Annotated in this window: 24 protein-coding genes; 6 read left to right on the top strand and 18 right to left on the bottom strand. The window is 53.8% G+C overall.

Annotated elements, in window-relative coordinates:
* Positions 1-57 precede the first annotated feature (57 nt).
* The 4 genes from AC07WB_RS05710 to sdhC are packed head-to-tail and all read right to left on the bottom strand — an operon-like array spanning position 58 to position 3,328.
* A complete protein-coding gene (locus tag AC07WB_RS05710; protein WP_097094552.1) occupies positions 58-774 on the bottom strand; it encodes a succinate dehydrogenase iron-sulfur subunit in 717 nt (238 codons plus the stop codon).
* 14 nt (positions 775-788) lie between these two features.
* Positions 789-2,555, bottom strand: coding sequence for a succinate dehydrogenase flavoprotein subunit (sdhA, locus tag AC07WB_RS05705; RefSeq protein WP_097094553.1), 1,767 nt, complete (start codon positions 2,553-2,555; stop codon positions 789-791).
* On the bottom strand, positions 2,556-2,903 hold the full coding sequence (sdhD, locus tag AC07WB_RS05700) for a succinate dehydrogenase membrane anchor subunit (protein WP_049850912.1): 348 nt from the start codon (positions 2,901-2,903) through the stop codon (positions 2,556-2,558).
* Complete coding sequence (sdhC, locus tag AC07WB_RS05695) at positions 2,897-3,328, bottom strand: succinate dehydrogenase cytochrome b556 subunit (protein ID WP_176519120.1); 432 nt, start codon at positions 3,326-3,328, stop codon at positions 2,897-2,899. Before sdhC ends, sdhD begins: the two co-directional genes overlap by 7 nt.
* Positions 3,329-3,924: 596 nt before the next feature.
* On the opposite strand from sdhC, the gene AC07WB_RS05690 reads away from it, so the two are divergent.
* Positions 3,925-5,208, top strand: coding sequence for a citrate synthase (locus AC07WB_RS05690; protein ID WP_097094554.1), 1,284 nt, complete (start codon positions 3,925-3,927; stop codon positions 5,206-5,208).
* A 51-nt stretch (positions 5,209-5,259) separates the two neighbouring features.
* On the opposite strand, the gene nei is transcribed toward AC07WB_RS05690, so the two are convergent.
* The 11 genes from nei to AC07WB_RS05635 all read right to left on the bottom strand — a co-directional run bounded on the left by nei (position 5,260) and on the right by AC07WB_RS05635 (position 14,555).
* Complete coding sequence (gene nei / locus AC07WB_RS05685) at positions 5,260-6,048, bottom strand: endonuclease VIII (RefSeq protein WP_494940168.1); 789 nt, start codon at positions 6,046-6,048, stop codon at positions 5,260-5,262.
* 11 nt (positions 6,049-6,059) lie between these two features.
* Positions 6,060-6,707 (bottom strand): pyroglutamyl-peptidase I, encoded by a 648-nt coding sequence (gene pcp, locus AC07WB_RS05680; RefSeq protein WP_097094556.1) that lies wholly within the window; start codon positions 6,705-6,707, stop codon positions 6,060-6,062.
* A gap of 7 nt (positions 6,708-6,714) precedes the next feature.
* Positions 6,715-7,731 carry a DUF979 domain-containing protein gene (locus tag AC07WB_RS05675; RefSeq protein WP_345827073.1) on the bottom strand — a complete coding sequence of 339 codons (1,017 nt, stop codon included), beginning with the start codon at positions 7,729-7,731 and terminating at the stop codon, positions 6,715-6,717.
* Positions 7,731-8,459 (bottom strand): DUF969 domain-containing protein, encoded by a 729-nt coding sequence (locus AC07WB_RS05670; protein ID WP_097094558.1) that lies wholly within the window; start codon positions 8,457-8,459, stop codon positions 7,731-7,733. The genes AC07WB_RS05675 and AC07WB_RS05670 overlap by 1 nt, the downstream gene beginning before the upstream one ends.
* A gap of 58 nt (positions 8,460-8,517) precedes the next feature.
* Positions 8,518-9,255 (bottom strand): 5-oxoprolinase subunit PxpA, encoded by a 738-nt coding sequence (gene pxpA, locus AC07WB_RS05665; protein WP_345827075.1) that lies wholly within the window; start codon positions 9,253-9,255, stop codon positions 8,518-8,520.
* On the bottom strand, positions 9,245-10,177 hold the full coding sequence (gene pxpC, locus AC07WB_RS05660; RefSeq protein ID WP_494940167.1) for a 5-oxoprolinase subunit PxpC: 933 nt from the start codon (positions 10,175-10,177) through the stop codon (positions 9,245-9,247). The genes pxpA and pxpC overlap by 11 nt, the downstream gene beginning before the upstream one ends.
* Positions 10,171-10,827, bottom strand: a complete 657-nt coding sequence (pxpB, locus tag AC07WB_RS05655; RefSeq protein ID WP_345827077.1) for a 5-oxoprolinase subunit PxpB — start codon at positions 10,825-10,827, stop codon at positions 10,171-10,173. The genes pxpC and pxpB overlap by 7 nt, the downstream gene beginning before the upstream one ends.
* Before the next feature lie 216 nt (positions 10,828-11,043).
* Positions 11,044-11,787 carry a type 2 GTP cyclohydrolase I gene (locus AC07WB_RS05650; protein WP_097094562.1) on the bottom strand — a complete coding sequence of 248 codons (744 nt, stop codon included), beginning with the start codon at positions 11,785-11,787 and terminating at the stop codon, positions 11,044-11,046.
* A gap of 18 nt (positions 11,788-11,805) precedes the next feature.
* Positions 11,806-13,233 (bottom strand): deoxyribodipyrimidine photo-lyase, encoded by a 1,428-nt coding sequence (gene phrB / locus AC07WB_RS05645; protein ID WP_494940166.1) that lies wholly within the window; start codon positions 13,231-13,233, stop codon positions 11,806-11,808.
* 12 nt (positions 13,234-13,245) lie between these two features.
* Positions 13,246-14,202: a YbgA family protein gene (locus AC07WB_RS05640; RefSeq protein WP_494940165.1), complete on the bottom strand. Its 957-nt coding sequence runs from the start codon at positions 14,200-14,202 to the stop codon at positions 13,246-13,248.
* A 152-nt stretch (positions 14,203-14,354) separates the two neighbouring features.
* Positions 14,355-14,555, bottom strand: coding sequence for a YbfA family protein (locus tag AC07WB_RS05635; RefSeq protein WP_097094565.1), 201 nt, complete (start codon positions 14,553-14,555; stop codon positions 14,355-14,357).
* 246 nt (positions 14,556-14,801) lie between these two features.
* On the opposite strand from AC07WB_RS05635, the gene kdpE reads away from it, so the two are divergent.
* Entirely contained in the window at positions 14,802-15,476 is a 675-nt protein-coding gene (kdpE, locus tag AC07WB_RS05630; RefSeq protein WP_097094566.1) for a two-component system response regulator KdpE, read from the top strand.
* Positions 15,477-15,514: 38 nt separating this feature from the next.
* On the opposite strand, the gene pgm is transcribed toward kdpE, so the two are convergent.
* Together pgm and seqA are read right to left on the bottom strand one after the other, a co-directional pair.
* Positions 15,515-17,155 carry a phosphoglucomutase (alpha-D-glucose-1,6-bisphosphate-dependent) gene (gene pgm / locus AC07WB_RS05625; protein ID WP_345827080.1) on the bottom strand — a complete coding sequence of 547 codons (1,641 nt, stop codon included), beginning with the start codon at positions 17,153-17,155 and terminating at the stop codon, positions 15,515-15,517.
* 24 nt (positions 17,156-17,179) lie between these two features.
* Positions 17,180-17,719: a replication initiation negative regulator SeqA gene (gene seqA / locus AC07WB_RS05620; protein WP_097094568.1), complete on the bottom strand. Its 540-nt coding sequence runs from the start codon at positions 17,717-17,719 to the stop codon at positions 17,180-17,182.
* Positions 17,720-17,967: 248 nt separating this feature from the next.
* Here seqA and ybfF point away from each other — a divergent pair, with 248 nt between their 5' ends.
* The 4 genes from ybfF to fur all read left to right on the top strand — a co-directional run bounded on the left by ybfF (position 17,968) and on the right by fur (position 20,644).
* Entirely contained in the window at positions 17,968-18,732 is a 765-nt protein-coding gene (ybfF, locus tag AC07WB_RS05615; protein WP_345827081.1) for an esterase, read from the top strand.
* Between the two features lie 165 nt (positions 18,733-18,897).
* Positions 18,898-19,173 (top strand): LexA regulated protein, encoded by a 276-nt coding sequence (ybfE, locus tag AC07WB_RS05610; RefSeq protein WP_007890670.1) that lies wholly within the window; start codon positions 18,898-18,900, stop codon positions 19,171-19,173.
* 136 nt (positions 19,174-19,309) lie between these two features.
* Complete coding sequence (gene fldA / locus AC07WB_RS05605) at positions 19,310-19,840, top strand: flavodoxin FldA (RefSeq protein WP_097094570.1); 531 nt, start codon at positions 19,310-19,312, stop codon at positions 19,838-19,840.
* Positions 19,841-20,194: 354 nt separating this feature from the next.
* Positions 20,195-20,644 carry a ferric iron uptake transcriptional regulator gene (gene fur / locus AC07WB_RS05600; RefSeq protein WP_058962149.1) on the top strand — a complete coding sequence of 150 codons (450 nt, stop codon included), beginning with the start codon at positions 20,195-20,197 and terminating at the stop codon, positions 20,642-20,644.
* A 60-nt stretch (positions 20,645-20,704) separates the two neighbouring features.
* Here fur and AC07WB_RS05595 read toward each other — a convergent pair whose 3' ends face one another.
* Positions 20,705-21,100: a hypothetical protein gene (locus AC07WB_RS05595; RefSeq protein ID WP_494940164.1), complete on the bottom strand. Its 396-nt coding sequence runs from the start codon at positions 21,098-21,100 to the stop codon at positions 20,705-20,707.
* Positions 21,101-21,128: the final 28 nt, after the last annotated feature.

The following is a 21,128-nucleotide window of genomic DNA, read 5'->3' as shown; positions in this document are numbered from 1 at the left end:
CTTATAAAGGCTTCCGTAAACATCCGGGAACCTCAGTTCCCGGACAGTGACTTACTGTTACGCCCCGCGTTGCAGCAGCATCGACTTAATATGGCCGATAGCGCGCGTTGGGTTTAGGCCTTTCGGGCACACGCTCACACAGTTCATGATGCTGTGACAGCGGAAAACACTGAAAGCATCGTTTAGATTGTCGAGACGCGCATTGGTTTCCGTGTCGCGGCTGTCAATCAGGAAACGGTAAGCGGCCAACAGGCCAGCCGGACCGATGAACTTGTCTGGGTTCCACCAGAACGACGGGCACGAAGTGGAGCAGCAGGCGCAGAGAATACACTCGTACAATCCATCCAGATGCTCACGCTCGGCCGGGCTCTGTAAATGCTCGCGCGCCGGTGGATTTTCCCCATTATTCAATAGGAAAGGCTTAATCTTCTCATACTGTGCGTAGAATTGTCCCATGTCTACCACGAGGTCGCGGATCACCGGCAAACCTGGCAATGGACGGATGACAATTTTCTTCGAACCGTTGCCGAGTGCAGAAATCGGTGTGATGCACGCCAGGCCATTTTTACCGTTCATGTTCAGACCATCTGAACCGCACACGCCTTCACGGCATGAGCGACGGAAAGCCAGCGTCGGATCTTTCTCTTTCAGACGGATCAGCGCATCCAGCAACATCATGTCGCGACCATCTTCCGATTCCAGCGTGTACTCTTGCATACGCGGCTTGGCATCGACTTCCGGGTTATAACGATAGATTGAAAATTCGAGTCTCATGATGATCTCCGCAATTAGTAAGTACGCGCTTTCGGCGGGAAGGCCGCACGCAGTTTCGGTTGCATGTTCACCTCACGGCGCGTCATGCTTTCCGTCTGCGGAACATAGAGACTGTGGCACAGCCAGTTTTCATCATCGCGCTCCGGATAGTCGAAGCGGCTGTGCGCACCACGGCTTTCGGTACGGAAGTTGGCGGCAACAGCGGTGGCGTAAGCGGTTTCCATCAGGTTATCCAGCTCAAGGCACTCGATACGCTGAGTATTGAAATCGGGCGAACGATCATCAAGGCGCGCCGATTTCAGGCGCTCACGAATCACTTTCAGCTCTTCCAGACCTTCACGCATCGCATCACCTTCGCGGAATACTGAGAAGTTGTTCTGCATGCAGCGCTGCAGCGCTTTACGGATTTCGACCGGGTCTTCACCGGTAGTGTTGTTTTCCCAGCGGTTAAAGCGCGCCATCGCTTCATCAATATTTTCTTGCGTGGCCTCGCGCAGCTCGCCCTGCTCTTCAATGCACTCAAGCAGATGCACACCGGCTGCGCGGCCGAACACCACCAGATCGAGCAGCGAGTTACCGCCAAGACGGTTAGCGCCGTGTACCGATACGCAGGCAATTTCGCCGACGGCAAACAGACCCGGAATCACCACATCTTCGCCCTGCTCATTCACGCGCAGCGCCTGACCGGTTACTTTGGTCGGCACGCCGCCCATCATATAGTGGCAAGTTGGGATGACGGGGATCGGTTCTTTAATGGGATCAACGTGGGCAAAGGTACGCGACAGCTCAAGAATACCCGGCAGACGCGACTCCAGCACTTCAGCACCAAGATGATCGAGTTTCAGTTTAATGTGCGGGCCCCATGGGCCGTCGCAACCACGACCTTCACGAATTTCCACCATCATTGAACGTGCAACGACATCACGACCCGCCAAATCTTTGGCGTTCGGTGCATAACGCTCCATGAAGCGTTCACCGTGCTTGTTCAGCAGGTAACCGCCTTCACCACGGCACCCTTCGGTGACCAGCACGCCCGCGCCAGCAATGCCGGTTGGGTGGAACTGCCACATTTCCATATCCTGCACCGGAACGCCTGCGCGCAGCGCCATACCGACACCGTCACCGGTGTTGATGTGTGCGTTAGTGGTGGACTGATAAATACGTCCCGCACCGCCCGTGGCCAGAATGGTGGCTTTGGCTTTGAAGTAGACGGTTTCACCGGTTTCCATGCAGATAGCGGTACAGCCGACAATCGCACCGTCTTCGTTTTTCACCAGATCCAGCGCATACCATTCGGAGAAGATGGTGGTTTTGTTCTTCAGGTTCTGCTGATACAGCGTATGCAGTAAGGCGTGGCCAGTACGGTCGGCAGCCGCAGCGGTACGCGCTGCCTGCTCACCGCCAAAGTTTTTCGACTGGCCACCAAACGGACGCTGATACACGCGGCCGTCATCAAGACGAGAGAATGGTAAACCCATATGTTCCAGCTCCAGAATCGCTTCTGGACCGACATGACACATATATTCGATCGCGTCCTGGTCACCGATATAGTCGGAACCTTTGACGGTGTCATACATGTGCCATTCCCAGTTATCTTCATGGGTATTGCCCAGCGCAACGGTAATACCGCCCTGCGCCGATACAGTATGGGAACGGGTTGGGAAAACTTTGGATAACAGGGCACAAGTCTGGCCCGATTGGGAGATTTGCAGAGCGGCACGCATTCCTGCCCCACCCGCGCCGATCACCACGGCATCAAATTCTCTGACTGGCAAACTCATTTACACACCCCACACTACAACGGTTCCATAAATCGCGTATGACAACAGCGCAACCACAATCACAAACTGCAGCAGCAAACGGGTTGCTACTGGTTTCACGTAGTCAGTCAGCACCTGCCACATCCCAATCCAGCCGTGGATCAGAATCGAGAACAGCGTCAACATGGTGAACACTTTGGTGAAGGCAGAAGAGAAGAAGCCATGCCAGACGTCATACGTCAGCGTGCCTGTCATCACGACAAAACCGAGGATGTAGAGAATGTAGAGCGTAATTAAGATTGCAGCAGCACGCAGTAACAGCCAGTCATGAATACCGTTGCGTCCTAATGCAGAAGCATTGCTTACCATACGAGGACTCCAGCCAAAATTGAGAGCACGACAGTGATAACAAAAGCCGCTTGCGCGGAACGGGTTCCCACCTGCAGGGTTTCTGCCGTCACACCAAAATCAGCCAACATATGACGAATACCGCTCACGGCGTGATACGCCAGCGCAGTTAAAATGCCCCACATGATGAATTTGGCGAAGAAGCTATCCATGATGGATGCCGCTTGCAGGAAACCTTCTGGAGAGGAGAGAGAGAGACCCAGTAACCAGAGCAGAATTCCGAGAGCGACAAAGGTGATCACGCCGGAGACGCGGTGGAGAATGGACGATATTGCAGTAACGGGAAACCGGATCGTCGAGAGATCCAAGTTAACAGGTCTTTGTTTTTTCACGGTTTTGCCCACACAGCTCTTTTTTATTTTGCTTCCTCCGGTCCTGAGTTGCATCAGAGACACAGCGTGTGTTCAGACTGCAACCGCCACCAAAATAGCAACATCCAGTGTTAAATAAAGCGGGTAAAACGCTGGGTGGCTCCTGGTGTCAGGGTGTTCCGGAGACCTGGCCGCAGTATAGGAGGATCACATTCTGATTACAATTCCCCTACAATCTCTTTGGTCACATTTAGGCTGAACAGTGATCATCCTCACGAATTTCACAATTCATACATTTTTAATTATCTGATTTGACAAAAGATCAACATTTCAGTTACAAACAATCGCATTAAAGCCCTATGATGCACAAAAGTTATGGGGATACACTTTCCCCTAAGCTCAAGTTATGTAACATTGCCACTACAAGCAATGCAAAGCATCAGGTTATTGGTTACCAAGAAGTTATGTCGTGACAGGATCTTTAACATCCGCGATGTGCAGCATGTCATGCCCCGACGCCACCGAATGGCCCAAATTCAGCGTTCACACTGTAACCCTGCACGACAAACGTTACCGCAGAGTGATGCTGTGAAGATTGTGGTTTTATGCAATATGAAGGCTATTCTGGTGTCTAAGATCCTTACCTACTAAGGCGCTATGGAGACGAAATAATGACAGATAAAAAAGTGACGCTAACCCTACAAGATAATACTTCTGTTGAACTGGATGTGATGCAAGGCACGCTGGGACAAGATGTTGTTGATGTCCGCGCCCTTGGCTCACAAGGCCTGTTCACCTTCGATCCCGGCTTCACCTCTACGGCGTCATGCGAATCCAAAATCACTTTCATTGATGGTGATGAAGGCATTCTGTTACACCGCGGTTTCCCGATTGACCAGCTGGCAACCCACTCTAATTACCTTGAAGTGTGTTACATCTTGCTGAATGGCGAAGCCCCGACCCAGGCTCAGTTCGAAGAATTCCGCACCATCGTTACCCGCCACACCATGATCCACGAGCAAATCACCCGACTGTTCCACGGCTTCCGCCGCGATTCACATCCAATGGCGGTGATGTGTGGGGTGACTGGCGCGCTGGCCGCGTTTTATCACGACTCTTTAGACGTCAACATTGAGCGTCACCGTGAAATCGCCGCCTTCCGCCTGCTATCAAAAATGCCGACCATGGCAGCGATGTGCTACAAATACTCCATCGGCCAGCCGTTTGTGTATCCACGCAACGACCTCTCTTATGCCGGTAACTTCCTGCACATGATGTTCGCCACGCCGTGCGAAGAGTACAAAGTTAACCCGGTGCTGGAACGCGCCATGGACCGTATTCTGATTCTGCACGCCGACCATGAGCAGAATGCATCAACTTCAACCGTGCGTACCGCAGGCTCTTCCGGCGCGAACCCGTTTGCCTGTATCGCCGCAGGTATCGCTTCACTGTGGGGACCGGCACACGGCGGTGCCAACGAAGCGACGCTGCGCATGCTGGAAGAGATCAGCACCGTTGAGCACATTCCAGAGTTTGTAAAACGTGCGAAAGACAAGAACGATTCGTTCCGTCTGATGGGCTTTGGCCACCGCGTTTATAAGAATTACGATCCGCGTGCCACCGTAATGCGCGACACCTGTCACGAAGTGCTGAACGAGCTGGGGATGAAAGATGACCTGCTGGAAGTGGCGATGGAGCTGGAACATATTGCGCTGAACGACCCATACTTCATCGAGCGTAAACTCTATCCAAACGTCGATTTCTACTCAGGCATTATCCTGAAAGCGATGGGCATTCCGTCTTCCATGTTTACCGTCATTTTCGCCATGGCGCGCACCGTGGGCTGGATTGCACACTGGAAAGAGATGCACGACGAAGGCATGAAAATTGCCCGTCCACGTCAGCTGTATACCGGTTACACCGAGCGTCCATTTACCTCGGCGCTGGACAAATAAACAAAAGGCGGCCACATGGCCGCCTTTTTTATTGTGCGCGAGATCGCACCGCTACACCTGGCATCCCGGACACCAATAAAATGGCCGCGATGACAATACGCCCTTCTCAATCACCGCCCCGCAACGCCGACATTTTTTGCCTTGACGATGAAACACCTCAAAGCGAAACGCGGCATCTTCGTGATATTTCTTCATGCTGCCACGCATCTGATAAGACAAACGCGGCACCGCCAGCATCGCTTCACTCAGCGCCGTGAGTTGCTGCTCACTTAAATCCTGCGCACGATGCGACGCCAGCAATCCAGCGTGCCACAAAATCTCCACGCGCAGATAATTGCCCAAGCCGGCGAGAAAAGCCTGATCGAGCAGCAGGCCGCTGAACTGACGGCGTCGAAAGCGCGGCGATACCAGGCGCTCGCGCACGTCATCCACGGTTAAGCTGGCATCTAACACATCCGGTCCAACCCGTTGTAAAAAAGGATGTGCCGCTAAGGTATCAGCGTTGAGCAACTCAATGTCTGAGGCGCTGTACAGCAAAATGGTGTTATCGACATTGGCGAGCCGCACGCGCAGCTGTCGCGTGGTATTCGGCTGCGTGCCGGTTGGCACCACGCGCCAGACGCCGTACAGCTGATTGTGACTGTAGAGGGTCAGGCCGTTTGAGAAGTGCGTTAGCAGCGCTTTGCCGCGCGTTTCAAAAGCGTTGACGGTGGCTCCCATCAGCGCCGGTTCGTAGGTTTTCAGCTCGGGAAAAGCAAACCACACATCGGTGAGTGGCTTGCCTTCCATTGCCTCTGCCAGCTGATCCGCCGCGCGGCGGATCTCCGGTCCCTCTGGCATAACAACTCCTGTTAGTGGGTGGCGCCACCGACGACGCGGATATCATTTTCGGTACTCAAAACCACCTGCAGCGAGGTTTCCAGCGCCTTAATCACGCTGGCGGTTGCCATACTTGCCACACCAGGATGATGCACCGCTTGTTCCGGCATATACGGAATATGAATAAAACCGCCGCGCGCCTTACTGTTCGTGGTGTGAATCCAGTGCAGCAGGCTGTACATCACGTGATTACAGGTAAAGGTCCCGGCGGTTTGCGATACCGAAGCCGGCACCCCCACTTCACGCAAGGCCGCAACCATGGCTTTGATTGGCAGCGTGGAGAAATAGGCCGCCGGGCCATCCGCCACGATGGGTTGATCGATTGGCTGCTGCTGGTCGTTGTCCGGAATGCGTGCATCATCAACGTTAATCGCGACGCGTTCAACGGTAATGTCGGATCGTCCCCCCGCCTGACCAACACAGAGCACGCGATCGGGTTGAATCTCTTCCAGCGCGCGCGTCAGCACTTCACCGCAGGTGGCAAACACCACTGGCAGCTGGCGCACCACAATGCGCGCACCAGCAATTTCTTTGCCATCAAAAGAGCGTACAGCCTCCCATGAAGGGTTAATGTTTTCACCGCCAAACGGCTCGAACGCCGTCATTAACACCGTTTTCATTGTGACCTCACAAGAACATCAGGAAGTAGAGCAGGAAAATATTTACCAACAACAGTAGCACACCGGTTGGTACCTGAGCCTTGATCACCGCGTTACGATCCGGCAACTCTAACAGGCGCGCCGGCACAATGTTGAAGTTGGCTGCCATTGGTGTCATTAACGTGCCGCAGTAACCGGAGAACATGCCGATTGCTGCCATCACCGCCGGATTGCCACCGTGTTGCAGCACCAGAATCGGAATACCAATCCCGGCGGTAACAATCGGGAACGCAGCGAAAGCATTGCCCATCACCATGGTTAGCAATGCCATGCCAATGGCATACACGGCCACGGCAATCAGGCGATTATCCACCGCCAGATACTGCTCTGTGAGGTGTGAAATCGCGCTGCCGACACCGGCGCTGGTGAACAGCAGGCCGAGCGTGGCGAGAATCTGCGGCAGAATAAACGCCCAGCCGACCGCATCCAGCAGACGGCGGGTTTCCTGCATCGACTGCAGCGGTTTTTCGTGGGTGATGTTCAACGCAATCAGCCAGCCGAGCAGACAGCCAATCATCATTGAGAACAACGTCACCAGCGTGGAGTGATTGCCGGGTCCAAATACTTTTTCCTGCAAACCAGGAATATGGTTGAACGCCAGCACACCCACTACCGTCACCAAAGGTATCGCCAGCGCTGGCAGGAACAGTTTATTGCGCAGACGTTTGGCGCTCTCCTGTTTTTGCTCATCGCTGCGCTGATGGTAACGCCCCAGCCGTACGCCACCGAAACCGGCAATCAGCGCCATCACCACCACGGCAACGCCTACGGCGATGTGCAACCCGCGGCGGCCCAGTTCAGCATCACCCGCCCACTGCCCCATCAATTGATAAGCACCGTCGCCAATCAAAAAAATCAGGCCATACAATGCCCAGAACAGCCCGGTAGTAAAACGGCGCGGGTTGGCGCTATCACGCCAGGAGAGAACGGCTACCACCAGCAGGATCACGCCTGCCAGCCACATCAAATATTGTTGCTGGAACATTACTGCCCTCCTTTGGCATTAAGAGCTTGCTGGTTCAACGCGCCCAGTTCACGCGAAAGCTGGCGGTCAAGACGCACCAGACGCGCCGAATGGATGAGGAAAGCGCAGAGTGCGGTGGGGATGCCCCACAGTGCGATATGCAGCGGCTCGGTGCTAATTCCCGCAGACTCCTGCATGAAGTTGTGCATAAAGATGATCGCACCAAAGGCAACAAAGATATCTTCACCAAAGAACAGACCAATATTATCGGTGGCGGCGGACATCGCGCGCAGGCGATGACGCACCTCCGGCGAGACCTCACCGTAACGGTTTTCCGTTGCGCCTTCGGCCATCGGCGCCAGCAGCGGGCGCACCATTTGCGGATGGCCGCCAAGGCTGGTTAAGCCCAACGCAGCGGTAATTTCACGCACAAACAGGTAGACGATCAGCAAACGGCCTGCAGTGGCCGTTTTGATCTGCGCGATCCAGCTTTGCGCCCGCTCCTTCAGGCCATGACGCTCCAGCAAACCGATAACCGCCAGCGGCAGCAGCAAAATCAGCGGAAGATTGCGTGTATTAAGGAAGCCGGAGCCGAGCTTTTCCAGAATATCCGTTAACGGCATATGCGCCGCCAGGCCGGTGACGAAACCCGCGACAATGACTACCAGCACCGGGTTAAAGCGCAGCACAAAACCCAGAATGATGGCGGCAATGCCAAGTAACGGCCAGAGATTTACCACGTTGTCCATCTTGTTCCCTCGTCAAAAATACAAAGCCCGGCGTGATGCCGGGCAATGAGTAAAATCGTTATGCGCTCGTCACCGCAATCTGATTTGTCGCAAATGCCGCGCGCAAGGTGCGGGCAAATTGCAGTGCGTGTGCACCATCGCCATGTAGACAGACAGTTTCGGCATTCACGCTCACCCATTCGCCGCTGATGCTTTGCACCTGGCGCTGCTGCACCATCGCCAGCGTTTGTGCCAGCGCCTGGTCAGCATCCTCAATCATGGCATTGGGCTGACTGCGGGGTACCAGCGCCCCGCTCGCCAGATAGCCTCGGTCAGCAAACACCTCTTCGCGGGTGCGCAAACCATGGTGGGCAGCCGCCGCAATAGATGCGCTGCCCGCCAGCCCAACCAGGATCAATCCGTCATCTACCGCTTTTACCGCACGCGCAATAGCATCCGCCAGCTGCGGGTCGCTCGCCGCCTGGTTGTACAGCATGCCGTGTGGCTTAACGTGTACCAGACGCTCGCCTTCGCTTTCGGCAATACTTTTCAGTGCTCCAATCTGGTAAATCAGCTGTGCATATACGGTTTCTGGCGGCAGCTGCATCGCGGTGCGGCCAAAGTTTTCACGGTCGGGGAAACTCGGGTGTGCGCCAATCGCCACACCTGAGGCTTTCGCCCAACGCACCGATTGCAGCATGGTTTGTGCATCGCCGGCGTGGAAGCCGCAGGCGATATTGGCTGAACTGACCAACGTCAGCAGCTCCCGATCGCTGGCACTGCCCTCGCCAAGATCGGCGTTAAGATCAATCTTCATGTCCCAGCCCCCAGGCTATTTGGTCGAACGAACGTTGTTGATGCTGCTTCGCGCTGATGGCGTCTTCCAGCGTGCAATGAATAAAGTGGATAGGTTCCCCAAGGCGAATTTGCGCCAGATGATAGAGGTCGGCTTCGATGATGCAGGCAATACGCGGATAGCCGCCGGTGGTCTGCGCGTCTGCCATCAATACGATCGGTTGACCGTTGGGCGGGACCTGTACCACGCCTGGCACCAATCCGTGTGACAGCAAATCGCGTGTCGCATCGCGCTTCAGCTCGCGCCCCTGCAGGCGATAGCCCATGCGGTTGCTTTGTGGGCTAAGCTTCCACGGGCTGCGCCAAAAACCCTGCTGCGCTTCACGGCTGAACTCGCTGTATTCCGGGCCCGCCAGCGCGCGAATGCGATTGCCCCACAGCAGTTGGCGCACGCCGGCTTTGTCTTTAAAGTCACGCGTGGGTTTACCTAAAGGCAATTCGTCTCCGTCTTGTAATTTTCGTCCCTGCCAGCCGCCAAAGGCCGCTTTGAGATCGGTACTGACCGAACCGAGCATTTCCGGCACGGCAAAGCCACCGTTTACCGCCAGATAGCTGCGCATGCCGCGTGTGGGCGTTGCCAGCGACAGCACCTGACCTTTTTTCACCGGCAGCCGCCAGCCGGTCCAGACCGGTTTGCCATCCAGATCGGCATTACAGCCAGCCCCCGTCAGGGCAAACCAGCCATCGCGGGTAAACTGCGCTTTGAACTGGCCAAGCACGATTTCCAGCACCGCACTCTGCTGCGGATTGCCCACCAGCATATTGGCCGTGCGCATCGCCGGTTGATCCAGTGCGCCACCTACGCTAATGCCATATTGCCGAAAACCGGTGCGCCCCTGATCCTGCAGCGAGGTCATCATGCCAGCGCGAAGAATCTTTAACATACGCCCTCCTGCTGCGGCACAAAGCGCACGCTATCGCCGGGACGTAACAACGTTGGCGGCTGCTGCAAGGGATCAAATAGGCTGAGCGGCGTATGACCAATCAACTGCCAGCCGCCAGGTGCAGCCAACGGATAAATACCGGTTTGGCTGCCACCAATGCCCACGGAGCCACTCGGCACCACCACACGCGGCTCGGCGCGGCGCGGCGTATGTAAACGCTCATCCAGTCCACCGAGATAAGGAAAACCAGGCTGGAAGCCGATGAAATAAACCACGTAATCAATGCTGCTATGGAGTTCCACCACTTGTTTGGGCGTCATGCTGGCGCGATCCGCCACCAGCGGCAAATCCGGGCCACCCGCGCCGCCGTACACCACCGGGATTTCTACCCGGCGCGATTCTGGCAGCTGCGCTTCGCTCTCCTCCCACCATTGCTGCAAGCGTTCAATGGCATCAAGCGCATTTTGTTGCGGATCGCGCAGCAGCAACGTTAGGTTGTTCATGCCGGGAATGACTTCTTCCACCTGCTCATTGTGCTGCAGTCGCTGACACAATCCCCAGATGCGCTGCTGGCTGGTGAGGGAAACAGGAGGTTCCAGCTCCAGCACCACCGCGCGTTCACCTAGCAGATAACAACGTGCTCGTTGCAAAAACGACCTCCTGGTAAAAAATATGTCAAAAAAACAGATGATTAAGGTGCGCATTAATGCGCGCCTTGGAGAACCTTCACCCTTTAGTTGTAGGGGTACCATGATGGCGATCGGGTACGCGTTTATGCGTAAAGGCAATAAGTTATGCGAAAGTGACAGAGTTGTGTCAACAGATTTGCGCCCTTAACGCGTGTTAAGGGCGTGAGAAAAGAAGAATCAGGCAGGATTATCGATGTCGATAAAGGTCACATCGAGACCATGGTGTGCGGCTAACCACTCGCCCAGCGCCTTGATTCCACCACGCTCGGTCGCGTGATGTCCGGCAGCAAAGAAGTGCAATCCTTGCTCACGTGCGCTGTGGATGGTTTGTTCAGAAACTTCGCCAGTGATGAAAGCATCGACGCCGAATGCCGCCGCGCTATCGATAAAGCCCTGACCGCCGCCGCTGCACCAGGCAACGCGTTTAATTAGCGCTGGCGCATTATCGCCGCAGTGCAGCGGTGTACGGCCTAAACGCTGGGCAATCTTTTCCGCCAATGCCGCACCGCTCAGCGGTTCAGCCAGTTCGCCCCACGGCACCAGCGGCTGAATGTCGCCTTTAACTTCAATATCAAACAGACGCGCCAGTTGCGCGTTGTTACCCAACTCGGGATGCGCATCCAGTGGCAGATGCCAGCCGTACAGGTTGATATCATTGGCCAGCAGCGTTCGCAAGCGCTGGCGCTTCATGCCTTTAATCACCGGTGCTTCACTCTTCCAGAAGTAACCGTGATGCACCAATACCGCATCAGCATTACGCTTCACCGCTTCATCCAGTAACGCCTGACAAGCGGTAACGCCGGTGATGAGGGTCTTTACTTCGGCACGTCCTTCAACCTGCAAACCGTTCGGTGCGTAATCGCTGAAGGCGCTAGTGTTAAGCTGCTGGTTAACGATCTGTTCTAATTCAACATTGTTCATTACGGCTCCCTGATCGCTTCAAGCCGCGCTGCGAGCGCGCTCAAAGGCGTCTAGTGTCTTTTTACGTGCGTCCTTATGTTCCACGATTGGCGCGGGATAATCGAGTTTCTTATGGTTTTTCTGCGCCCAAAGCTGCGGCTGGTGGATATCACTGTCTGGCACCGCGCTCAGCTCTGGCAGCCACTGACGAATAAAGTCGCCCTGTTTATCGAAGCGCTCGCCTTGGGTCGTGGGATTGAAAATGCGGAAATAAGGCGCGGCATCGGTTCCGGTTGACGCCGCCCATTGCCAGCCGCCGTTATTGGCCGCCAGATCACCATCGATCAGTTGCTGCATGAAGTAACGTTCACCTTCACGCCAGTCAATCAGCAAATCCTTCACCAGAAAACTGGCGGTAATCATGCGCAGGCGATTGTGCATCCAGCCGAGCGTGTTGAGCTGGCGCATCGCTGCATCTACGATGGGATAGCCGGTTTTTCCCTGCTGCCACGCCGTTAAATGCGCTTGGTTCTTTTGCCAACCTACGTTGCGCGTCCAGTCAACAAAAGGCTGATGCTTGCACAGCGCTGGAAAGGCCACCATCAAATGGCGGTAAAACTCACGCCAGATCAACTCATTTAACCAGGTAAACGCCTTGCCTTCGTTGAGCGCATCAGGATGCTCTTTAAGTACGCGATGTAGACACTGACGCGGCGACAGCACGCCAATCGCCAGGTAAGCCGATAAACGGCTGGTACCATCGATGGCCGGAAGATCACGTCGTTCCGGATAATGTTGCACCGCCTGTTTGGCGAAATGGCGCAGCTGGTTTAACGCCGCCTCTTCTCCCGCCGGAAACCCGCTTTCATCAAAGGCTTCACAGGGGTAGTCAAAGGCAGGAATCTTCTTTTCGATTCTGATAGGCGCGCCCGATCGCGCTTTCGGCGCATGATAGCATTCCGGCAGGCCTTGATGCAGGCGGCGTACAAAGGCTTTGCTGAACGGGGTGAACACTTTGAACATGGTGCCGTTACCGGTTTGTACACTTCCCGGCGGCAATAGCAAACTGTCGTCAAAACCCTGACAAATCACACCCTGCGCATCAAGCCGTTTTTCAGCGAGCGCATCGCGTTCGCGTTCGTTAATTTCATACTGGTAGTTGTAATAGAGCGCATCAACTTGCTGCTGCTGACAAAATTGAGCCAGATACTCAACCGAGGCAGCAAAGTCATCACACTGATGGTAATGCAAAGGGATGCCGCGCTCAGCCAATGACGCTTGCAACAAACAGAGATTTTTATGGATAAACTCCGCTTGCTTCGGCGCCATGTGATGCTGTTGCCATTGCTTCGGAGTAGCGATAAACAGCGCCACTACCCTCGCATCGCCGTCGCGGCAGGCAGCAGCTAGCGCGCTGTTATCGTTAATGCGCAGATCGTTACGCAACCAAACTAAGTAGGTGGTCATAAAACCCCGAAATTATTGCCCGTAGCGCAAACGTAGCGCTTCTGGATAGGGATCAAAGTAACGTTGCTGAGCCAGCCACGGATGCGGATATTCCGCCATGTAGTGTTTCAGCATGGTGATTGGTGCTAGCAACGGCTGCACGCCGAGACGATAACGATCGATCAACTGCGCCAACTCCTGACGCTGCGGCGAACTCAGCTGCGGACGGAAATAGCCTTGCACGTGCATCAGCACGTTGGTGTGATTGCGGCGCGATGCCTGGTGGGACATCAGATGCATCAGGCGATTGCGATACTCGAAGGCGTAATCTTCCAGCGAATCCCACTGATCCATGGCCGCCACAAAACGCCCCATTTCACGGTACTCATCCTGCGCATGCGAAAGCAGCAGTAATTTGTAGCGGCTGTGAAATGCCATCAACTTGTGGCGCGAAGGGCCACTGCGCCACATCTGGTTAAATTCATGCAGCGCATAAACGCGTCCGATGAAGTTTTCTCGGATGGCATCGTCGTGCAGGCGACCATCCTCTTCCAAAGGCAGCCACGGCATCTCTTTTTGCAAGAAAGCAGTAAACATACCGGTACCAGCCTTACGGTTATTATTGGTTTCAGGCTCATAAACGCGCACGCGCTCCAGCCCGCAACTTGGCGATTTGGCGCAAAGAATATAGCCGCAAAGATGATGCAAAGACTTCACGCGCTCAGCGGACCAGCGCTGCATTTCAGCGGTGACTTCTTCTCCGCCATCTTTACTAAAACAAAGATGAATGTTGTCGTCGCCCTCTTTTACCAACCGTAATGCCGGACGTGGCGTAGGCAAGCCGATTGCCATTTCAGGACATACTGGCTCAAAGCGCACAAATGGCACGAGTTCGTCTGTGGCGAAGGCAAAGCGTTTATGGCCGCCATCAAATCGGACGTTATCGCCGAGCAGGCAAGCGCTGATACCAACAGGAATTTTCTCGCTCATACTTGTACAACCTCGTAAATCTTGTAGAGGTTTTAAGTGTAGCTGAAATGAGATGGGATAACAGCGTCAGAGATGAGGAGAGATGAAAATTTACGATAAAAAAAACCCGACGCTTCAGGCGAAGTCGTCGGGTTATTGAGTGTACAAACCGCTTACCAGTGAATACCTGCCGCGGCTTCCGTCTGGGCTAGCCAAACAGGCTTGGTGCTGGTTTTACACCACATGCGGTGCAGATAACTGTAAAAGCGCGCCCGATCCTGACGGAACAGCATAACGGGTAGCGCCAGCAAACCGATTGATACCACCAGCACACGGCGTAGCATGATTTTATAGAGTGGATATGCCTGATACATCTTTGCCCCCTCGTGGTAAATATTGCGTTGAAATGTGATCTAACGCAGATATTACGCCTGATTGTGTAATTTTGCTACTCATCCGACCACTTTATTTGATCTTTTTTCGGTCAATTTCCCTTGGGGGTGAAAGTTAGTTACATAATTGTGAAAATTTAGAATCAAATGAGTTAAAAACATCATGACGGACGTCGGGCCGCTTTGTTGGTAAAGTGATGCGTTAACTTTTTTGCCGCTGGAGGCAGCGTGACGACCATCTTGATAGTGGAAGATGAAAAAGAAATTCGCCGTTTCGTGCGCCTGGCGCTGGAGAGCGAAGGCCTAAAGATTGTGGAAGCGGAACAGCTTCAGCGGGGCCTGATTGAAGCGGCAACGCGTAAGCCCGATCTGGTTATTCTTGATCTCGGGTTGCCCGATGGCGATGGCAACGACTTTATTCGTGAAGTGCGCCAGTGGAGCAGCATGCCGGTTATTGTCCTTTCGGCCCGCAGCGACGAGCAAGATAAGATTGATGCGCTGGATGCGGGAGCTGATGATTATTTAACCAAGCCCTTTGGCATTGGCGAATTACTGGCGCGCGTGCGCGTGGCGCTGCGACGTCATCAAAGCAGCCAGCCAGAGCCGGTGGTGAAATTTGGCGAGGTAAGTGTTGATTTGGCCGCGCGGCGCGTATTGCGCAATGAGCTGGAAGTTCATCTAACGCCCATCGAGTTCCGCCTGCTTAGCTTGTTGCTGAATAATGCCGGAAAAGTGCTGACACAACGTCAATTGCTTAATCAGGTTTGGGGGCCAAACGCCGTGGAGCATAGCCACTACCTGCGCATCTACATGGGACATCTGCGTCAGAAGCTGGAAACCAATCCCACGCAGCCCAGCCATTTACTCACCGAAACCGGCATTGGTTACCGATTTATGCCATAAAAAAAGGCCGCTAAGCGGCCTTTTTCTGCAAAGCTCAATCAGGCGTTCTTCAATACTTCGCTAACAATCTCAACCGCTTCTTTCTCGATCTGCTGACGATGCTCAGCACCCAGGAAACTTTCGCAGTAGATTTTGTAGGCGTCTTCCGTGCCTGACGGACGTGCGGCAAACCAGCCGTTTTCCGTCATCACTTTCAGACCACCGATTGACGCGCCGTTACCCGGTGCAGCAGTCAAGCGTGCAGTGATTGGATCACCCGCTAGCGTATCCGCGCTTACCATTTCAGGCGAGAGCTTAGACAGCGCTGCTTTCTGAGCTGAGGTTGCGGGTGCCTGCAAACGGTTGTAGCTTGGCGCACCAAAGCGCGCAGCCAGTTCGTCATAATGCTGCTGCGGATTCTTACCGGTTACTGCCGTGATTTCTGCGGCCAGCAGGCACAGAATGATGCCATCTTTGTCGGTTGACCAGGCTGAACCGTCAAAACGCAGGAAGGAAGCACCCGCGCTCTCTTCACCGCCGAAACCGAAGCTGCCATCGAACAGGCCATCAACGAACCATTTGAAGCCAACCGGCACTTCCACCAGCTTACGGCCAATGTCGTTGACTACACGGTCGATCATCGCGCTGGAAACCAGCGTTTTACCCACGGCAACCTCTTTGCCCCACTGTGGACGATGCTGGAACAGGTAGTTGATCGCTACCGCCAGATAGTGGTTTGGGTTCATCAGACCGGCTGGCGTGACAATGCCGTGGCGGTCGTAATCGGGATCGTTACCAAAGGCCAAATCGAATTTGTCTTTGTAGGCCAGCAAACCGGCCATCGCGCATTCGGACGAACAGTCCATACGCACCACGCCATCTTTATCCAGATGCATGAAGCGGAAAGTCTGATCAATCGCATCGTTGACGATGGTCAGATCGAGTTTGTAGTGCTCAGCAATGCGCTGCCAGTAAGCAATACCCGAGCCGCCTAACGGATCGACGCCGATTTTCAGGCCCGCTTTCTGGATGGCCGCGAAATCGATCACCTGCGCCAAACCTTCAACATATGGCTGGATCAGATCCTGCTCGACGATGTGACCGCTTGCCCACGCCTGATCCAGCGGCAGACGTTTAACGTCCTTCAGCTCGCCTTTAATCAGTTGGTTAGCACGGTCTTCCACCACTTTGGTGACGTTGGTATCTGCCGGTCCACCGTTTGGCGGATTGTATTTGATACCGCCATCTTCCGGTGGGTTGTGCGAAGGCGTGATAACGATGCCGTCCGCCTGCGCGCCACCGCGTTTGTTGTGCTCAAGAATGGCGTTAGAGATCGCAGGCGTCGGCGTATAGCCGTTATCCTGCTGCACGATCACATCAACGCCGTTGGCTGCCAGCACTTCCAGCACTGACAAAATCGCCGGCTCAGACAGCGCGTGCGTATCTTTTCCGACGTAGCACGGCCCGGTGATGCCATTCTTTTTGCGCTCTTCAGCAATCGCCTGGGCAATCGCCAAAATGTGCGGTTCGTTGAAGCTATGGCGTCCCGCGCTACCGCGGTGGCCTGAAGTGCCAAATTTCACCGCATGATCCGGATTCGCCACGTCGGGCTTCAGGACGTAATACTGCGAGGTTAATTGTGCAACGTTAATCAAATCGCTCTGCTGGGCAGGCTGCCCGGCACGGGGGTGATTGGCCATTGGCGCTTCTCCCTGACGCTTCAGTTAAATGGTGCCGCGAACTTTCTCTGTCAGTTCCTGTGGGAACTGCATAGCCAACATGATGTGTTCCACCATGCTGCATTTGCGACCTGTATTGGTATTCGTGATCACCCAGTACGGCGTGCCGGGAACATGCTTCGGCTTGGTATGGGTGCCATTTTGCAGCAGCGTGTGCTCGTCGCCCGCAAAATAGACGCGGGTACGGCCCTGAAGCGAAGCTGTAGCTTCAGCAAACGCAGCCGGATCAAGACGATAGAGCGTTGACAGTACCAGCATGAAGCGGTTAACCGCCTTATTTTGCTCGGCATATTCGTCGGAAAGCAGCAGTTCACGCACGGCGCGGACACGATCCTGAGGACGCGCTTCGCGGCTGGCTGGCTGTGCATCTTTCCCTGACGTACCAACGGCAGGCGCAGCCGGTGCGCTCTGGCCGGCGGTAAACTTCAACATGCGGCGCAAAATGTCGGAGGCGCTTTCACCAATGTGCTGCGTGTGGCTGGCAATATAACGGTAGAGTTCTTCGTCAACTTCAATCGTTTTCATCTTTTTCCGTACGATTCTGGCAAATGACAGAACCACGCAGTAGTGCAACGGCCTTAGCAAAATCTAGTCGTGCAAAATGTGAGCGGGTTCTAACATAAGGATTATAAAGTTAAATCCGTGGCAGCCGATAGCGTTGGCAACGTTTACGGGCAAAAGTCGGAATATGCCCTAATGCCCACCGGCCTGACTGCTGGACAGGTGAATCCATGATAACCTAAGCCAAGGTCACAACCGTAAGAACTTTAGCCATGATTTTGAACGCTCGTCTGCAAACTGAACAATCTGCTCCCGCTGCCATACCGATTCTGTTAATTCATGGTCTTTTTGGCAGCCTCGATAACCTTGGCGTGCTGGCGCGTGGCGTACGTGATGCCCGCCCAACGCTGCAGGTTGATGTTCGTAACCATGGTTTGTCCGCACGCAGCGACGTGATGAATTATCACGTTATGGCACAGGATATTGTTGAAACGCTGGATGCGCACAACATTGATCGCGCTGGCGTTATCGGTCATTCGATGGGAGGAAAAGTTGCTATGGCGCTGAGCGCTATTGCGCCTGAACGCATTGAGAAAATGGTGATGATCGATATCGCGCCCGTTGATTATCAAACGCGCCGCCATGACGAAATTTTTGCCGCCATCCGAGCCGTTACTACCGCTGGCGTCACACGTCGTAGTGAAGCGGCAGAGGTGATGCGTCAGCACATTAATGAGGACGGCGTGATTCAGTTCATCCTCAAGTCGTTCGTCGAAGGTGAATGGCGCTTTAACGTGCCGGTGCTGTGGGATAATTACACCACCATTTCCGGTTGGGAAGAGGTGCCTGCCTGGCCGCATCCGGCGCTGTTTATTCGCGGCGGTGACTCGCCTTATCTGGATAATCAGCATCGCGATGCGCTGCTGCGTCAATTCCCTCAGGCACATGCGCACGTTATCAGCGGGGCCGGACATTGGGTGCATGCCGAGAAACCTGATGCGGTTTTGCGCGCGGTTCGGCGGTTTTTTAATCTGTAAAAGCAAAAGCTTGCCGCGCGTGCTTTAGGGTTGGCGTCAGGGAAGGCGCTGGAGTATGATGTCGCGCTAAAAATTTGCCACGGATATTTTTACCGTGGTCGGGCCGATAATGTTTTAATCGCGCAGCGCCTTTCCGCCGTTCGCGCCCACTCAGTTTTACAAACCATGGCAAAAGAACAGACAGACCGCACCACGCTTGATCTCTTCGCAGACGAGCGGCGTCCTGGTCGCCCTAAAACTAGCCCGTTGACGCGTGACGAACAGCTACGCATCAATAAACGTAATCAGCTCAAGCGCGATAAAGTGCGTGGGTTGCGTCGTGTTGAGCTGAAAATGTCCAGCGAGGCGGTTGACGCGCTCAGTACGCTGGCCGATCAGCAAAACATCAGTCGCAGCGAATTGATTGAACAAATGCTGCTGGCACAGCTCAAACTGTCTTAGCGTGCCCAGACCGCACGCTGGAACAAAAGTCACGGCTTTACAAGTTCCGCACTTTTTACCGGTCTGCTATTATTCGCATAACTGTGCAGTCAACTGACTTACTTTCACAATCAGGATTTAAGAGGTTACCTAACCCATGGCAATCGTAGGCATTTTCTTCGGCAGCGATACCGGCAACACTGAAAACATTGCAAAAATGATCCAGAAACAACTGGGTAAAGATGTCGCCGAAGTGCATGACATTGCTAAGAGCACCAAAGAAGATCTCGATGCATTCGACATCCTGCTGCTGGGCATCCCGACATGGTATTATGGCGAAGCGCAGTGTGACTGGGATGATTTCTTCCCCACGCTGGAAGAGATTGATTTCAATGGCAAGCTGGTAGCACTGTTTGGTTGTGGCGATCAGGAAGATTACGCCGAATACTTCTGCGACGCGATGGGTACCATTCGCGACATCATCGAGCCAAATGGTGCGGTTATCGTCGGCCACTGGCCTACCGAAGGCTACCATTTTGAAGCATCTAAAGGTTTGGCCGATGATAAACACTTCCTCGGTCTGGCGATTGACGAAGATCGTCAACCCGAACTGACCAATGAACGCGTTGAGAAATGGGTGAAACAGATCTTCGATGAGCTGCAGCTGAAAGAGATTATTGAAGCCTAATCCCCTTCTCTGCCCGATGTGGGCGCTATCTCACATCGGGTAACGGAATTTCCTATAAAAATAATAGCTACGGTTTTTTAACTTTTCCCCGCAAATCTGTAGAATACCCGCAATGGTCATCCGCTTATTCCTCTGGCTGTAGAATGAGGCTGAGTGAAATGGAATCCAAAACTTACCGGTCTTGAAGACGTTAGTGACATTATCCTTACCCTCTTTATTGATTAAGGACGTTGCCTTGGTTTTCATTTCACTGCTTGAGTTCTATAATGAGACGCAAATGAGAATGCGCGTTGACCTAAACATTCAAGGCCCCTGCGCCGCAAGTGACTAGCAAAGTAACAGGACAATATCCGCATGACTGACAACAACTCCGCATTGAAGAAGGCTGGCCTGAAAGTCACGCTCCCCAGACTGAAAATTCTGGAAGTGCTTCAGGGACCCGGACCCGAGTCCCATCACGTCAGTGCGGAAGATTTGTATAAACGCCTGATTGATATGGGCGAAGAGATTGGTCTGGCCACGGTATATCGCGTTCTTAACCAGTTTGACGACGCGGGCATCGTAACCCGTCATAACTTCGAAGGCGGTAAATCCGTGTTCGAACTGACCCAGCAGCACCATCACGATCACCTGATCTGCCTGGATTGTGGCAAGGTCATCGAATTCAGCGATGAATCAATCGAAACGCGCCAGCGTGAAATTGCCACTCGCCACGGTATCAAACTCAGCAACCACAGTCTGTACTTGTACGGTCACTGTGCTCTGGGAGACTGCCGCGAAGACGAGACGCTCCACGATAAGTAATTAAGTGTGCTATGCAGTATAAAAAAACCGGCGCTTTAGCCGGTTTTTTTATACCTGAATTCAGGCAATGAGGGTTTCTTGCAGGTAACGCCAGCGTGGAATGCTGGTGCTGCAATCAAGAACCGCCAGTGAAATACGGCTCTGATTGATGCCATTCATCATTTGTAATTCACGATACTGAATCGTCACTTCCTCACTTTGCTGCGAGATAATGGCGTGCTCGCTGGTCGCAATCCGCATACCTTCGCGTTGACCATTTAACTGGCGAAACAGCGCTTCCATCTCATTAAGATCCAACTGTTTACCTTGCGGTGTCACCATTTTAAATTGGGGATGAAAGTGCGACAAAAACAGGTCGATGCTGTCATCACTGCCTTCGACCTGATTGAAAATACGTTCGATAAGTTGATGTAAAACAACCACACTGTGCTTGGCTTCCAGAGCGAGACTTGTCATTTTTTTTCCTTTGGTAACCCGCGAAGCA

Source organism: Pantoea sp. GW821-FHT03E06, assembly GCF_059420725.1.
The sequence above is the reverse complement of the archived record's forward strand: the minus strand, read 5'-3'. Positions and strand labels throughout refer to the sequence as shown.

Coding starts and splice junctions, on each gene's coding strand:
- fur (WP_058962149.1), top strand. CDS start 20,195: ATGACTGACAACAACTCCGCATTGAAGAAGGCTGGCCTGAAAGTCACG.
- sdhC (WP_176519120.1), bottom strand. CDS start 3,328: ATGCAACTCAGGACCGGAGGAAGCAAAATAAAAAAGAGCTGTGTGGGC.
- ybfF (WP_345827081.1), top strand. CDS start 17,968: ATGATTTTGAACGCTCGTCTGCAAACTGAACAATCTGCTCCCGCTGCC.
- pgm (WP_345827080.1), bottom strand. CDS start 17,155: ATGGCCAATCACCCCCGTGCCGGGCAGCCTGCCCAGCAGAGCGATTTG.
- AC07WB_RS05690 (WP_097094554.1), top strand. CDS start 3,925: ATGACAGATAAAAAAGTGACGCTAACCCTACAAGATAATACTTCTGTT.
- ybfE (WP_007890670.1), top strand. CDS start 18,898: ATGGCAAAAGAACAGACAGACCGCACCACGCTTGATCTCTTCGCAGAC.
- phrB (WP_494940166.1), bottom strand. CDS start 13,233: ATGACCACCTACTTAGTTTGGTTGCGTAACGATCTGCGCATTAACGAT.
- fldA (WP_097094570.1), top strand. CDS start 19,310: ATGGCAATCGTAGGCATTTTCTTCGGCAGCGATACCGGCAACACTGAA.
- sdhA (WP_097094553.1), bottom strand. CDS start 2,555: ATGAGTTTGCCAGTCAGAGAATTTGATGCCGTGGTGATCGGCGCGGGT.
- sdhD (WP_049850912.1), bottom strand. CDS start 2,903: ATGGTAAGCAATGCTTCTGCATTAGGACGCAACGGTATTCATGACTGG.
- AC07WB_RS05640 (WP_494940165.1), bottom strand. CDS start 14,202: ATGAGCGAGAAAATTCCTGTTGGTATCAGCGCTTGCCTGCTCGGCGAT.
- seqA (WP_097094568.1), bottom strand. CDS start 17,719: ATGAAAACGATTGAAGTTGACGAAGAACTCTACCGTTATATTGCCAGC.
- pxpA (WP_345827075.1), bottom strand. CDS start 9,255: ATGAAGATTGATCTTAACGCCGATCTTGGCGAGGGCAGTGCCAGCGAT.
- AC07WB_RS05650 (WP_097094562.1), bottom strand. CDS start 11,787: ATGAACAATGTTGAATTAGAACAGATCGTTAACCAGCAGCTTAACACT.
- pxpC (WP_494940167.1), bottom strand. CDS start 10,177: ATGTTAAAGATTCTTCGCGCTGGCATGATGACCTCGCTGCAGGATCAG.
- AC07WB_RS05595 (WP_494940164.1), bottom strand. CDS start 21,100: ATGACAAGTCTCGCTCTGGAAGCCAAGCACAGTGTGGTTGTTTTACAT.
- pcp (WP_097094556.1), bottom strand. CDS start 6,707: ATGAAAACGGTGTTAATGACGGCGTTCGAGCCGTTTGGCGGTGAAAAC.
- AC07WB_RS05675 (WP_345827073.1), bottom strand. CDS start 7,731: ATGTTCCAGCAACAATATTTGATGTGGCTGGCAGGCGTGATCCTGCTG.
- AC07WB_RS05670 (WP_097094558.1), bottom strand. CDS start 8,459: ATGGACAACGTGGTAAATCTCTGGCCGTTACTTGGCATTGCCGCCATC.
- AC07WB_RS05635 (WP_097094565.1), bottom strand. CDS start 14,555: ATGTATCAGGCATATCCACTCTATAAAATCATGCTACGCCGTGTGCTG.
- nei (WP_494940168.1), bottom strand. CDS start 6,048: ATGCCAGAGGGACCGGAGATCCGCCGCGCGGCGGATCAGCTGGCAGAG.
- AC07WB_RS05710 (WP_097094552.1), bottom strand. CDS start 774: ATGAGACTCGAATTTTCAATCTATCGTTATAACCCGGAAGTCGATGCC.